Below are 15,423 nucleotides of genomic sequence, written 5' to 3' on the forward strand. Positions count from 1 at the left end.
TGCGGGCAGCTACGGTTCGGTTGCTACGCGCAACGCCGTCGGTGGGTCAGTGTCGACCATGGGGGATCGCATGTCCGTACGCTCCTCGTCCCTGAGTGCTCTGGCCGTCCTGGCCGCGATCGGTCTGCCGCTCGGGGGCATGGCCGCTCTGGAGCGCGACCGCCCGGCTCCCCCTGAACAACAGGTGGTGCAGGCGGCCGGGACGGGACGTTCGGACGTGATGGCCAACCTGTTCGAGTGGAACTGGACGTCCGTGGCGAAGGAGTGCACGAACGTCCTCGGGCCCTCTGGGTACGCCGGCGTCCAGGTCTCCCAGCCCGCCGACTCGCTCAAGCGCACCAAGCTCGGCGACGGTAGCGACACCGTGCTCCATCCCTGGTGGGAGATCTATCAGCCGGTCTCGTACGAGCTGGCCGGGCGGATGGGCACCGAGGCCGAGTTCCGGGCCATGGTGAAGACCTGCCGGCAGGCCGGGGTGAAGGTCTACGTGGACGCCGTGGTGAACCACATGACGGGGCAGGGATCGGTCTCGTACGGCGGCCGCTCGTACTCGCACTTCGAGTATCCGGGACTGTACGACGCGGCCGACTTCCATCAGAAGGGCACCGACTGCCCGTCCGCCACCGGTGGTATCGACGACTTCAACAACCTGCAGCAGGTGCTGAAGTGTGAGCTGGTCGGTCTCGCCGACCTGCGTACCGACCGGCCCGAGGTGCAGAAGGAGCTGGCCGGCTACCTGAACAAGCTGCTCGGCTGGGGAGTCTCGGGGTTCCGGGTGGACGCGGCCAAGCACATCGGCCAGGCCGACCTGATCGCCCTGCAGAAGAAGCTGCGCGACACCGTGGACGGCACCCGCCCCTACGTGGCCTTGGAGGTGTTCGGTGGGGGACCGGGCATCCTCTCGCCGCACGCCTTCACCGAGGCGGGCTCGGCGGTGCTCGGGCTGGACGCCGACATCCAGCTGAAGAACGCGTTCAAGAGCTACCCGGAGAACGCCACCGGCAGTCTGGCCACGTTGCAGGGGTTCGGTGAGGGCTCCGGGCTGACGCCGAGCAAGAAGACGCTGAGCTTCGTGCAGAACCACGACACCGAGCGCAACGGCGACTCGCTGAACTACAAGGACGGCGCGACCAACGTGCTGGCCAACCAGTTCCTGCTCGGCTACGGCTACGGAACCCCTCAGGTGTACAGCAGTTTCGCGTGGGAGACCACGGATGCCTCGCCGCCCGCGGACAAGGATGGGTACATCACCGACACCGACTGCACCTCGAAGGCGTGGGTGTGCGTGCACTCGGACCCGGCGGTGACCGGGATGGTCTCGTTCCACAACCACGTGGGCCGTTCCCCGGTGCGTAACTGGTGGGACGACGGCGGCAACCTGATCGCCTTCAGTCGCGGCAAGGCCGGTTGGATGGCTCTGAACAACGACAAGCAGCCGCGTACGGCCACTTTCGACACCGGGCTGCCCGGGGGCACCTACTGCGACGTCACCACCGGCACGGTGAAGAAGGGCAAGTGCTCGGGCTCGACGGTCCAGGTGGGCTCGGACGGGCGGGCCAAGGTCACCGTGAAGGGCAAGAGTGCGGTGGCGTTCACCAAGGCCGACCGCCTGTAGGGGCTCGGGCGCTGGCAGGGACTTCGGCGCTGGTAGGACTCCGGCGCTGGTAGGGACTCGGGCCTTTATGTCCCAACTGCCCCGGCATCATCTGCACGGCTCTCCCGACACGCCGAGCTAATTACCTCTCTGTAATTCGCGCTCTACCTAGAGTCACTCACGCCACGTCGGGGGATGTGGGGGACTCTGGGGGAGTGCGGGCATGCGCGCGTGGCATCGGTTGCTCGGTGATAACAGGCTGGCAGCCTGGGTAAGTGGACGGGTTCGGGGCGAACCAAGCACGGACGTCGGTGGCCACGGTCCGCTCGATCGACCGGGTCGCTCAGGTGGCCCGGTTGGGTCGCCCGATCCTGGTCGCTCGGGTGGCTCGGTCGGGTTGCCCGGTTCTGGTCGCTCGGGTGGCTTGGTCGGGTTGCCCGGTTCTGGTCGCGCGGAGGGTTCGTCCGGGTGGCCCGCTCCTGATCGGGCGGACGGCCGGGATGGGGTGCCTGGTTCTGGTCGCGCGGGTGGCCGGGTTGGGTTGCTCGGTTCTGGTCGCGCGGTTCGCTCGCCCGGGTTTCCTGGTCCTGGTCGAGCGGACGGCCGGGGCAGGTTGCCCGGGTCTGCTCAGGCGGCGGGGTCGGGTGGGCTCGGTCGGCTGGGCGGGATGCGCCGGGCGACGGCCCGGGGCCTGGCCGCGGCGCTGGTCGCCGGGGCCGTGGTTCCGGTTGCCGCGCAGCCGGGTTCGGCGTTCACCGGCACCGTCATCTCCAATGCCAACGTGCTCAACGGCAGCGTCGCCCTGCTCGGGGCGGCCAACGTCAACATCGCCAGTGTGATCGCCTCGCAGTACCCGGGCACCACCAGCAACTCGGCCGTGAACACCTCCGGTCTGGGCCTGGACTCGGTGCTCTCGGCCGGCGTGCTGCAGAGCGCGGCCACCGCCGATCCGCTCTACGACCGGGCCAACTCCAGTGCCGAACTGGCCAACCTGAACGTGGCCAGTGGCCTGGTGCGGCTCGGTCCGACCCAGTCGCAGTGCGCGGCCACGGGCAGCGGGGTCACCGGCTCCGCGACCGTGACCGGCCTGCAGTTGGGCGGCGGGTTGAATCTGGGGGCGGCGATCCCGGCCGGGCCGATCCCGGCCAACTACACGATCCCGCTGACCGTCACCGTGCTCGGTGCGCCGGTCTCGGCCGGGTCGATCATCCTGAACTACCAGAGCACCTCCAGCCAGGGCGCCGGGCAGTACGCCCGGAAGGTGGTCGCCGTAAGGGTGTCCATCAACGTGGCCGGCCTGGCCGCGGTGAACCTGGACGTCGGTACCAGCGAGTGCGGCACCACCGTGCCGCCCACGCCCGCGGTCACGGGGATCTCGCCGATCCGGGGCAGCGAGGCGGGAGGCACCAGCGTCACGGTCACTGGCACCGGCTTCCTCGGCACTACGGACGTGCGGTTCGGCTCGACCAGCGCCACCAGCTACACCATCAACTCGCTGACCAGCATCACCGCGGTCGCCCCGCCGGGCACGAGCACGGTGGACGTACGCGTGGTGAACCCGACCGCCACCTCCGCCAACACGGCCGCGGACGACTACACCTACGTCCCCAAACCGGTCATCACCGCGATGAATCCGACGCGCGGCCCGACCGCGGGCGGCACGAGCGTGACCATCACCGGCACCAATCTCACCGGCGCGACCGGCGTCAGCTTCGGCGGTACCGCCGCCACCAGTTTCAGCGTGGACAGCGCCACGCAGATCACTGCGGTGGCCCCGGCCGGCTCGGCCGGGCCGGTGGACGTGCGGGTGAATACGCCCGGCGGCCAGTCCGACGTGGTCACGGCCGATGAGTACACCTACGTCGCGGTTCCGACGGTCTCCGGGCTCTCCCCGTCCGTGGGCGATCTCGCCGGTGGAACGAGCGTCACCATCTCCGGTACCGGGCTGGCCAACGCGACGGCCGTGAAGTTCGGCAACGCCAGCGCCACCATCACCGCGAACACCGGCACCAGCATCACGGTCACCGCACCGGCAGGCTCGGCCGGCACCGTGGACGTCGCGGTCACCACCGCCGGGGGGACGTCGGCCAACACGAGCGCCGACAACTTCACGTACGTCACAAAGCCCACCGTGACGAATGTGGCGCCCTTCAGCGGCCCGAGTGCCGGGGGTACGTCGGTCACCATCACCGGCACCGGGTTCGCGGGTCTGACCGGGGCCGCGGCCGTGAAGTTCGGCAACGCCAACGCGACCAGCTACACGGTGAACTCGCCGACCAGCATCACCGCCATCGCCCCGGCGGGCACTGCCGGCACGATCGACATCACCGTCACGAACCCGTCCGGCACCTCCAGCGCCTCAGCCGCCGACCAGTTCACCTACATCGCTCTGCCCACCGTGACCAACGTCAGCCCGTCCGCCGGGCCGACGGCCGGCGGTACGCCGGTCACCATTACCGGCACGGGCTTCACCGGTGCGAGCGCGGTGAGCTTCGGCGCGGGGAACAACGCCTCGGCGTTCACCGTGGTCAGCCCCACCCAGATCACCACCACGGCGCCGGCGCACTCGGCCGGAACGGTCGACGTCCGGGTGCTCACGCCCGGTGGCACGTCGGCCGACACCAGCGCCGACAACTACACGTATGCGGCCGCGCCCACGGTGAGCGGCATTTCGCCGTCAGCCGGTCCGGTGGCCGGGGGTACCAGCGTCACCATCACCGGATCCAACTTCACCGGGGCCACCACGGTGCGTTTCGGCGGTGTGGACGCCACCAGCTACACGGTGAACAACTCCACCAGCATCACCGCCGTCACTCCTGCCGGCGCAGCCGGCCCGGCAGCCGTCGCCGTGACCACCGCCGGTGGCACGGTCACCACCAGCGGAGCCAACCGCTTCACCTACGTGGCGGCTCCGGTCGTGACGTCGGTGACGCCTGACCAGGGGCCGGCCCTGGGGCTGCCGGTGACCTCGGTGGTGATCCGGGGCAGCGGATTCAGCAACGCCAACGCGGTCAGCTTCGGGGGCACCAACCCGCTGGCCTTCACCGTGGACAACGACACCCAGATTACCGTGCCGGTCCTGCCGGGCCACCCGACCGGGCCGGTGTACGTGCGGGTGAGCACGCCCAACGGCGGGATCAGCGCCCAGGACCCGGGGGCGGTGTTCACCTATCGCGGTGCCCCCACCCTGACCACGCTCAGTCCCACCAGTGGTCCGGTCTCCGGCGGCACGAGCGTGACGATCACCGGTACCGGGTTCACTGGTACCACCGGCGCCGCAGCGGTGAAGTTCGGTGCCACGAACGCCACCAGTTACACCGTGGACTCGGACACGCAGATCACTGCGGTGGCTCCGGCCGCACCTTTGGGGCTGGCCGGACCGGTGAATGTCACGGTGACCACGCCGATCGCCGCCACCCTCAACCTGGCGGCCACCTTCACCTACGTGGCTGCGCCGACCGTGTCCGGGCTGCTCCCGTCCTCCGGACCGGAGGCCGGCGGGACGAACGTGGTGATCGCCGGTACCGGTTTCACCGGGGCCACCAGCGTCACCTTCGACGGTGTCCCAGCCGACGGGCCGATCACCGTCTCGAGTGACCTGAGCATCACCGCCAAGGCGCCGGCCGGCACCGGAACGGCCCAGGTCGTGGTGACCGCGCCCGGCGGAACCTCTTCCACCGCAGGGGCGGGCAACGACTTCACCTACGTCACCGCGCCGGCCGTCACGTCGTTGTCGCCCAGCAGCGGCCCGGCGATCGGGGGTACCACGGTCACGATCACCGGCACCGACTTCACCGGCACCAGCAGCGTCACCTTTGATGGAACACCAGTCGTGTTCACCCAGTTCACGCCCACGACCATCACCGTCCCGCTGACTCCCGCCCACGCAGCCGGGGACGTGGACGTCGTCGTCACCACCCTCAACGGTGGACCGGGCGCGCCCGCGACCTACACCTACCTGGGCGCGCCAACCCTGGGATCCGTCGCTCCCGCCCGCGGGCCGCTGGTCGGCGGCAACCAGGTCGTTCTGACCGGCACCGGGTTCAACCAGGCCACCGACGTCGACTTCGGCATTCTCGCGGCCACGTTCACCATCAGCTCGGACACCCAGATCACCGCCACGGTCCCGGCCGGCGTCGGCACGGTGAACGTGACGGTCTCCTCGGGCCTGGGCAACACCTCGAACTCGCGCCCGTACACCTACGCGGGCGTGCCCACGGTGCTGACGCTGTCGAAGAACACCGGGCCGATCGGCGGGGGTACGCCGGTCACGCTGACGGGCACCGGATTCACGGGGGCCACCGAGGTGAGGTTCGGCACGACTTCCGTGGTGCCGACCGTGAGCAGCGACAACAGCCTCGACGTGCTCGCCCCGCCGCACGGGGCAGGCACGGTTCAGGTGACCGTGGTGGCGCCCGGGGGTACGTCGGTGCCTCTGGCCCTGCTGAACGACTTCACCTACATCGCCCAGCCCGTGGTCAGCACGGTGAGCCCGGACGCCGGCCCGACCACGGGGCTGACCGCGGTCACGATCAACGGCAGCGGCTTCGACACGGTGAGCGGCGCTGCGGCGGTCAGGTTCGGCGGGGTCAACGCGGTCAGCTACCTCAAGGTGAGCGACTCCGTGATCACGGCGGTCACTCCGGCGCACGGTGCCGGCACCGTCGACGTCACGGTCACCACCGCCGACGGAGGGACCTCTGCCCCGGGTACGTTCACCTACCTAGGGGCGCCGGCCGTGAGCGGGATCAACCCGAGCACGGGCCCGCTGGCCGGTGGGAACACGGTGACCATCACGGGTGCCGGGTTCACGCCCACCAGCACGGTGACCTTCGGCCTGAGCGCGGCAACCAGCGTGGTGGTGAACAGTCCGAGCAGCATCACCGCCACCGCACCGCAGTCGCTCCTGCCGGGAACGGTCAACGTCCGGGTCAGCACCGCAGGCGGAACCTCGCCGGGCACCGCGGCCGACGACTACACCTACGTGGGGACGCCGGTGGTCTCCGGGCTGTCCCCGACAGTCGGCGGGGAGGCCGGTGGGGAGACGGTGAGCATCACCGGGACCGGGTTCACCGGCGTCACCGGGGTCGACTTCGGGGGGACAGCAGCCCAGTTCACCCGCCAGAGCGACAACCTGATCACCGCGACCGCCCCGGCCCACGCGGCGGGCACCGTCAACGTGCGGGTGAGCACACTGCTGGGCGGGACCTCGGCCGACGCCCCGGCCAACCAGTACACCTACGTGCCCACCCCCGTCGTCAGTAGCATCGCCCCCACCTCAGGGCCCGTGGCCGGGGGAACGACCGTCACCATCAGCGGTTCCGGCTTCACCAACGCCACCGGCGTGCGCTTCGGCAACGTCCTGGCCTCGAACCCGAACGTGGTCAACGACAACCAGATGACGGCCGTGGCCCCCGGGGGTAGCGCGGGAACGGTCAGGGTCACGATCGTCGGGCCCTACGCTTCCTCGGCGAGCACCTCGGCGGGCGAGTTCACCTACCTGGAAAGCCCGGTCGTCACCGGTGTCGCCCCGGACTCCGGGTCGGCCACCGGCGGCACGGTGGTGACGATCAGCGGCACCGGCTTCACCCCGGGCTCGACGGTCAGCTTCGGCGCGACCCCGGGCACCAACGTGCAGTTCGTGAACTCCACGACGCTGCGGGCGAGCGCCCCGGCCGGGACCGCGGGAGTGGTGGACGTCGCGGTCACCACCACGGGTGGCACGTCGTCGACGGCGGGCAGCCGGGACGACTTCCGCTACGTGGGGCAGCCGACGGTCTCGGGGGTGGCCCCGGCGGCCGGACCGCTCGACGGCGGCAACCAGGTCGTCATCACCGGTACCCAGTTCTTCGACGTGACCACCGTGACCTTCGGCGGTACCCCGGCCACCAACGTCACTCGTGACAGCGCCACCCAGCTCACCGTCACCGCCCCCGCGCACGCGGCCGGGCCGGTCGCCGTCGTGGTCACCACCGCAGCCGGCGGCGCCTCGGCGGCCGGGCAGTACACCTACCAGCCCGCGCCCACCGTCACCGGGCTCAGCCCGGCGTCCGGACCTGTGGCCGGCGGCACCCCCGTCGTGATCACCGGTACCGGCTTCACCACCGTCAGCGGCCCGGGCCGGGTCAAGTTCGGCACCGAGAACGCCACGTACACGGTGGACTCGGACACCCAGATCACCGCCACCAGCCCGGCGATGAGCATGGCCGGAACCTTCCACGTCACCGTCACCGGCCAGTTCGGTACCTCCCCGGAGACCACGGCCGACCAGTTCACCTATGCCGGGCTGCCGACCCTGGGCGGCATCACGCCCAACCGGGGAGCGCTCGGCGGGGGCACACCGGTGACCGTCACGGGTACCGGATTCACCAGCGCCTCACGGGTTTTCGTGGACGGCGTGGAGGTCACCCCGGTCACCTTCGTCGACGCGACCGAGCTGCGGTTCCTGACCCCCGCCCACGCGGCCGGGATCGGTCAGGTGAGCGTGCAGACCACCTACGGCACCTCGGGTTCGGTCAACTTCACCTACGTCGACATCCCGCAGATCACCTCGGTGACCCCGGCAGAAGGACCGGAGACCGGAGGGACGGCCGTAGTGGTGCGTGGTTCCGGGTTCGCCACGGCCACTTCGGTGCGCTTCGGTGGCGACACCGCCTCGTTCAGCATCGTCGGCGACACCGAGATCCGCACCACCTCCCCGGGCGGCACCGGCACCGTGAACCTGCGGATCACCGGCGACGGCGGGCTCTCGCAGATCAGCCCGGCCACGGCCTTCGAGTACCTCCCGGCCCCGACCGTCACCTCGATCGCACCGGCCTCGGGCCCGCTCGCCGGCCGGGCGGTGGTCATCACCGGAACCGGGTTCACCGGCAGCACCGCGGTGCGCTTCGGTGCCACCGCGGCGACCACGTTCAGCGTGGACAGCCCCACCCAGATCACTGCGACCGCCCCGCCCTCGGGTACTGCCGCCACCGTGGAGGTCGTGGTCAGCACGCCCAACGGTGACTCCGGCACGGCCGGGAACGGCAACGACTTCAGCTACGTGGCCGCGCCGGTGGTCGGCGACGTCACCCCGGACGCGGGCCCGCTCGCCGGTGGCACGGTGGTCACGATCACCGGCAGCGGTTTCACCGGGGCGACCCTCGTGCGTTTCGGGTCGCTGCCGGCCACCCTGGTCACGGTCAGCACGGACGGCCTGATCACGGCCACCGCGCCGGCGCAGTCGGCGGGCGTCGTGGATGTGACGGTCACGGCTCCGGGCGGTACGTCGGCGACGAGTCCGGCGGATCAGTTCCGCTACCAGGGCCCGGCGGTGATCACTTCGATCACCCCGGACTCGGGCTCGGTCCAGGGCGGCAGCGCGGTCACCATCCGGGGCTCCGGCTTCAGCGGGACCACCCAGGTGTTCTTCGGTGGGGTGGGCGCGCAGTCGTTCACCGTCGTGGACGACACCACGATCACCGCGGTCACCCCGGCCGGTCTGGTGGGTGACCGCAGCGTGCGGCTGCAGACCCCGGCGGGTCTGTCCCCGGCGGCGACCTACACGTACGTGGCCGCTCCGAACATCACCGGCCTCGACCCGTCCGTAGGCCCGATCGCCGGTGGCACCCGGGTGACCATCACGGGCACCGGATTCACCGGGGCCACCGCCGTGTCGTTCGGCGGTACGAGCGTGACCCCGACGGTCAGCAGCAACACCTCCCTGACGGTCACCACCCCGGCGCACGCGGCCGGCACGGTGGACGTCACGGTCACCGGCCCCAACGGAACCAGCGCCCCGGACGCCAGCAGCCGCTTTCGGTACGTCGAACCCGGTGCTGCACCGGTGCTCTCACGGGTCGATCCGAACCGGGGCCCGGCGGCCGGGGGTAACACGGTGACGTTGAGCGGGATCGGGTTCACCGGCGCCACCGCAGTGACGGTCGGGGGTACGGCCGCGCAGTTCACGGTGCTCAGCGACACCCAGATCACGGTGACGGTGCCGCCGGACGGTACCGGCACCCTCACCGTCCAGGTGACCACCCCGAACGGCACCAGCAGCGAGAACGTCGGCTACACCTACGTTCCGCTGTCGGAACTGCCGCGGGTGGACTCGCTGAGCCCGAACGTGGGCCCGGTCGCCGGTGGCACGGTGCTGACCATCAACGGGGCCCGGTTCGACGAGCAGACCACGGTGACGTTCGACGGCGTACCGGGAACCGGCGTGACGCTGGGCCCGGACGTCGGTGGGACGGGTCTGCGGCCGGTGGCACCGGCCGCGTTCCGCGCCGCCTACTCGAACTCGCTCAGCGTGGTGGCCCCGCCGCACCCGGCCGGCCCGGTGACCATCGAGGTCTCCAACGCGGCCGGTACGACCAGCTTCGTGCAGTCGTTCACCTTCATCCCGGTGCCCTCCGCGACCACGTTCGCGATCGAGGTGCCGGCCGGGACCACCTCGGTGATCGCGCCGCGGGGCCCGGAGTACACCGGCCTGAAGGTGCAGGCCTGCGGCACCCCCACCGGTGGCGGCTCGACGCAGGTCGGCGCCGGCGACCTGGCCTGCGCGTACACCGCCCCGACGGAACCGGGGACGGACTCGTTCACGATGGACGTGGTCGACGTGATCGGGCAGCAGGCCACCCAGACCGTCCAGATCACGGTCGTGGAGGAGGGCGACGGCACCGGCGGTGGCGGCGGCAACAACGGGGGCGGCGACGGTAGCGGTACCGGCGGCGGGGGAGGCAACGACAACGGCGAGGGCTCGGGCACCGGGGGCGGCGGAGGTAACGACGGCTCAGGTCCCGGCGATGGCCCCGGCGATGGTTCCGGTGACGGCTCCGGCACGGGTTCCGGCAGTGGCGCGGGCGCGGGCGCGGACTCGGGCGACGGGCTGGCCTTCACCGGCACGCCGTACTTCCTGGTGCCGGCCATCGCCTTCGGTTTCGTGCTGATCCTGCTGGGCAGTGGCCTGATCAGCCTCGACCGGCTGCGCAGCCGCCCCGGCCGGCGCAGGTAACGACCCGGCCGGGGGCATCTCCGTCTCAGGAGGGATGTCCCCGGCCGCCGCCCTGCCTACGGTGGAAGCGTGCTGAACCGGGTGTTGCTGGGGGTGGTGCGCCTGGCCGACGCGGCGTTCCCGTTGGTCCTGGCCCTCTTCCTGATGTCGTTGGTGGAATGGAGCACCACCGACAATTCGTCCGCGGTCCGCTGGGGTACGGCGCTGGCCGCCATGGTCGCGGGCCTGTCGCTGTACAAGCGGCGCACCCACCCGGTCCAGGTGATGGTGGCCAACCTGGTCGCGGGGGTCCCGCTGCAGCTTCATGCCCCCGAAGGCCTGTTCCCCTGGGGGGCGCTGGTGGCTCTGTGGGCCCTGAGCGCACGCCGCCCGGTGGTCTACTCGCTGCCCGCGCTCGCCGGGGTGGTCGGGTTGACCTTGCTGGTGATGCCGCAGTCGGTGTTCCTGCGTGAGGACGTCGAGTTCGCCGTGATCGTGGCGGTGGCGGTCTGGGCCGTGTCCTGGGGCATGCGCAGTCACCGCCTGATGATCGAGCAGGCCGTGGCCCGTCAGGCCGTGGAGGACCAGTCCCGCCTGGCCCGGGACATCCACGACGTGATCGCCCACAGCGTCTCGGTGATCGTGGTGCAGGCCGCGGCCGCGGACGACGTGTTCGACAGCCGGCCCGAGCGGGCCCGTGAGGCGTTGCGCTCGATCGAGGCCACGGGCCGCGACGCCCTGACCGAGCTGAGACGCCTGCTGGCGGCCGGGCCGGGCCCGAGTTCCCCGGTGAACTCGGCGGTGAACTCGCTGGTGACTTCGGCGGTGAACTTGGCGGCTGCCGAGCCGCCCCAGGGGCCGGGGCGTCTGTGGGTGTTCCGTAGGTTCCAGGAGGAGGGCGCCGAGGCCGTGAAGCCGCTGGCCCCCCAGCCCACGCTGGCCCGCCTGCGTCCTGACATCATTTCCCCTCTCGAAGCGGCCGGTCTGGAGATCGACCTCGCTGTGGACGGGGACGTGGACGGGCTGTCCCTGGGAGTTCAGCTGACCGCGTTCCGGATCGTTCAGGAGGCCCTGACGAACGTTCTGCGTCACGGCGGGGGAGCTGGGGCGCAGGTGCGGTTGGACGTGGGGGACAAGGAGCTGTCCATCGTGGTGGAGAACGTGTGCCGCCGCCTGGATGGGGTGCGGACGGCTGGGATTGCGGGCGCGGGGCGGGGTCTGCAGGGGATGCGGGAGCGGGCGGCGCTGGTGGGTGGAGTACTGGAGGCAGGGGCTGTGGGGGACGAGGGATTCCGGGTGGTGGCGCGTCTGCCCGCTCACAGTGCGGTGCGTCTGTGAGCGCGCTGCGGGTGCTCGTGGCCGACGACCAGGAGCTCGTGCGCAGCGGTTTCGGCATGGTCCTGGACGCCCGCGACGATCTGGAGGTGGTCGGTGAGGCGGCGGACGGGGCCGAGGCGGTACGGCTGACGGCCGAGCTGGTGCCCGACGTGGTGCTGATGGACGTACGGATGCCGGTGATGGACGGTCTGGAGGCCACCCGTCGCATCGTTGCCTCCGGCGTGGGCTCGCGGGTGCTGGTGCTGACCACGTACGACGTGGACGACGCGGTGCACGCCGCGCTGCGCGCCGGGGCCAGTGGTTTCCTGCTGAAGGACGTGCGCCCGGCCGACCTGGCCGAGGCGATCCGGGTGGTGGTGCGCGGGGATGCGCTGCTGGCGCCCTCGGTCACCCGCCGGCTGATCACCGAGTTCACCGCCCTCTCGCCCGGCGGCCCGCCGCCCGACCTGCAGTCCCTGACCGAGCGCGAGGTCGAGGTCCTGCGGCTGGTGGCCCTTCCGCTGTCGAACGCCGAGATCGCGGCCCGGCTGTGGATCACCGAGGCCACGGTGAAGACCCACGTCTCGGCGGTGCTGCGCAAGCTGGGCCTGCGCGACCGGGTGCATGCCGTGGTCGCCGCCTACGACGCCGGGCTGGTTCATCCCCGGCGCTGAACAGCTCCGTCCCAGGACGGATGTGCGGGCACCGGCCGCACTCCTAGCGTCGAGATCATGGACGTTCAAAGGTTCCGTCTCGCACCGGTCATCACCCTCGCTGTGCTGGCCCCGTTCTGTGCGGAGTATCTGCTGGGCGGGATCTCGCTCAGAGATCTGGTCAATCTTCCTTTCCTGATGCCGCTGTACGGAGCGGCGGCGGTGCTCATCCACGAGATCGCGCGCCGCACCGGCCGCGGCTACCCCACGATCGTGGGGCTGGGGGCGGCCTTCGGGACGTTCCAGGCGGGCCTGGTCGACGCCTCCATGTTCGATCCCGGCTACGGCGGCTTCGACCTGGCCGGGCCGGTGGTGCCGTGGATCGACTGGAACATCTACTGGGGCATGGCCTTCGTGGTTAACCACGCCGTGTTCAGCATCGCCGTGCCGATCGCGCTGACTGAGGCCCTGTACGACCGCGGGGAAGAGCACGGGGGAGAGCACGGGCCGTGGCTGGGGCGCACCGGCTACTGGTCCACGGTGGCCTGGCTGGGGGGAGGGTTCGCGCTGATCGGGACGGACGCCCGGGAGGTCGAGGACTACTGGCTGACGCTGCCGCAGCAGGGCTTCACCTTGCTGCTCGCGGCCGCCTTCGTGGTCGCTGCGTTCTGGGGGGACGAGGAACTCTCCCCATTGTTTGATAACAGGCCGTCGCAAGAACGAGAGTCCAAGAAGCGGAAGTCGCGCACGGACCCACCAAGAATCGAACAGTCCAGCGGGGGCCACAGGTCCAGCGGGGGCCACAGGACCAGCAAGGACCACAAGACCGACCACAAGACCACGAAGGTCGAGGGAGCCGGCGGGTACCGCGAAGCCAGGTCGTTCCTGAAGAACCGCCGAATCGGCCGGGTCCACCGAGCCGGACACCCGCCCAAGGCGCCCTCTGTGAGCGTTACCTGGCTCGCCTCGTCCATTGTTCTGCTCCTCTTCAACCTCCTGCCCCCGAGCTGGCCCGGCGTCGCGATCGGGATCGCCCTGGCCATAACCACCCTCACCACCGGCCTGCGCTGGAGCCGGCGCACGGGCTGGAGCGAGCGCCATCGTCTGGCGCTGGTGGCCGGGGCCGTCACGGTTGCCGCGCCGTTCGCGTTCGTCGTGGGCGACTTCGTGGGGGCGACGGACGGGGTGTCGATGACCGGGTACGCGGTGTTCGGGGTGCTGGGCGCGCTGCTGGTGGGGGTTGCGTTCCGGGCTCAGACACGCCGGGCGGGGTAGCCGTCGAGGGGTGCCCGGTCACGGAGGGTGGTCGGCCGATGGGGCGAATTCGATGCGCGGGCCTGCAGCCCAGAGGTGTTCGGACGATGGACCGAACATGGTGAACCCTGCGGCGCGGAGCCGAGGGCTAGCTGCGCTCGCTGTGCTGACGGCCGTAAGCGTGCCGGCTGCCACTCTGCCTCCGTACAGCGAGCGCGTCTCGTACTACACGTACCTGGTCGCGTTCGGCCTGTGCATGCTCCTGACCGTGGTGGCGGTGCGGCGGATCCCGGCCGTGCAGCGGGGGCCGTGGAACCTGCTGCTGCTGAGCTCCGCGTTCTGGGCCACGGGCGAGGTGTACACCGTGGTGGCCTTCGAGCAGGGGTGGGAGACCTATCCCTCGTTGGCGGACCTGGTCTATTTCTTCGGGTACTTCCCGATGGCGATGGCCGTGCTGCGCCTGGACCGTAAGGACATTCCGGGCCGGCGGTCGGGCTCGCTGCTGGACGCCGCGATCGTCTCGCTGAGTGTGGCCACGCTGGCCGTGACGTTCCTGGTCCAGCCGGTGGTCTCGGACAGTTCGCAGCCTCTGCTGGTGCGGGCGGTCTCCAGCGTGTACCCGTTGATCGACGTGATGCTGGTGTATCTGATCGCCCGTCTGCTGGGGGGCGACCGTACGCGCACGCGCTCGGTGCTGTGGCTGGCGACGGCGATGATCAGCACGCTGACCGCCGACGTGATGATGAACGTCCAGTCGCTGAGCAGCCTGCTGGGCTACACGGCGGTGCAGAACCTGCTGTGGCTGGCGTTCTACCTGTTCACCGGGTTCGCTGCCATGGCCATCGGCCGGCCCTCGCGGCAGGCTGAGCGGCAGGCGGAAGTACGGGCCGAGGAGTCCGGCGTCGATCTGGGGGCGCTGCGCTTGGCCGTGCTCACGTTCGCGGCGATGCTGCCCTCGCTGGTGATCATCACCTACGGTTCGTGGGACTCCCCGGACCTGAGCTCGGTGGTCCAGCTGGGGGTGGGCTCGGCGTTCCTGATCTCTCTGGTGGCGGTGCGGATCTGGGGGCTGATCCGGCAGTTGCGGCGTCAGGCCTGGCGGCTGGACGTGCTGGCGGCCACGGATCCGCTGACCAAGGTGGCGAACCGGCGGACCTGGGACGCGCAGATGAGCTCGACGATGCTGCGGGCGCAGAGCGGCGGGGAGCCGGGCGTGCTCCTGGTGGCGTTGCTGGACCTGGACCACTTCAAGGAGTTCAACGACTCGCACGGTCACCAGGCGGGTGATGATCTGCTGCGCCGTACCGCGCTGGAGTGGCAGGACGTGCTGGGGCCGGAAGGGCTGCTGGCCCGGTGGGGCGGCGAGGAGTTCGCCGTGCTGTTGCGTGCCGAGGACGAGATCGCCGGGTTGGCGCGGCTGGATGCCCTGCGCCGGGTCGTGCCGGAGGGTCGCACGGTGTCGTTGGGTGTGTCCCGGTGGGACGGGCGTACCCCGCCGGGTGAGCTGATGCTGAAGGTGGACCAGGCGCTGTACGAGGCGAAGGCGCGGGGGCGCAACCGGATGGTGGTGGCCGGTGACAGCGGTGGGCCGGGGCCGGCCGAGCGGCCCCGGCCGGTCCAGGTGGCCTGAG

At 70.8% G+C, this 15,423-nt stretch carries 6 protein-coding genes; all 6 read left to right on the forward strand.

Translation table 11 applies throughout. The features are described 5' to 3' along the window. The first annotated feature begins 70 nt into the window (after positions 1-70). On the forward strand, positions 71-1,615 hold the full coding sequence (locus QSK18_RS17035) for an alpha-amylase (RefSeq protein ID WP_285620262.1): 1,545 nt from the start codon (positions 71-73) through the stop codon (positions 1,613-1,615). Between the two features lie 646 nt (positions 1,616-2,261). Next, on the forward strand, positions 2,262-10,589 hold the full coding sequence (locus QSK18_RS17040) for an IPT/TIG domain-containing protein (protein WP_285620263.1): 8,328 nt from the start codon (positions 2,262-2,264) through the stop codon (positions 10,587-10,589). 69 nt (positions 10,590-10,658) lie between these two features. Beyond that, the gene (locus QSK18_RS17045) at positions 10,659-11,906 is read left to right on the forward strand and encodes a sensor histidine kinase (RefSeq protein WP_285620265.1); all 1,248 of its coding nucleotides are present in this window, start codon (positions 10,659-10,661) and stop codon (positions 11,904-11,906) included. Next, positions 11,903-12,559, forward strand: a complete 657-nt coding sequence (locus QSK18_RS17050; protein ID WP_285620267.1) for a response regulator — start codon at positions 11,903-11,905, stop codon at positions 12,557-12,559. The genes QSK18_RS17045 and QSK18_RS17050 overlap by 4 nt, the downstream gene beginning before the upstream one ends. A gap of 57 nt (positions 12,560-12,616) precedes the next feature. Further along, on the forward strand, positions 12,617-13,813 hold the full coding sequence (locus QSK18_RS17055; RefSeq protein ID WP_285620269.1) for an AF_0692 family protein: 1,197 nt from the start codon (positions 12,617-12,619) through the stop codon (positions 13,811-13,813). Positions 13,814-13,973: 160 nt separating this feature from the next. Further along, positions 13,974-15,422, forward strand: coding sequence for a GGDEF domain-containing protein (locus QSK18_RS17060; RefSeq protein WP_285620271.1), 1,449 nt, complete (start codon positions 13,974-13,976; stop codon positions 15,420-15,422). The last annotated feature ends 1 nt before the right edge of the window (position 15,423 follow it).

The sequence above is a fragment of the Kineosporia sp. NBRC 101677 genome (assembly GCF_030269265.1).
Classification (GTDB): domain Bacteria; phylum Actinomycetota; class Actinomycetes; order Actinomycetales; family Kineosporiaceae; genus Kineosporia; species Kineosporia rhizophila.

What these genes read in the sequence shown, in the direction of transcription:
- QSK18_RS17035 (WP_285620262.1), top strand. Translation starts at nt 71, where the DNA reads ATGTCCGTACGCTCCTCGTCCCTGAGTGCTCTGGCCGTCCTGGCCGCG.
- QSK18_RS17040 (WP_285620263.1), top strand. Translation starts at nt 2,262, where the DNA reads ATGCGCCGGGCGACGGCCCGGGGCCTGGCCGCGGCGCTGGTCGCCGGG.
- QSK18_RS17055 (WP_285620269.1), top strand. Translation starts at nt 12,617, where the DNA reads ATGGACGTTCAAAGGTTCCGTCTCGCACCGGTCATCACCCTCGCTGTG.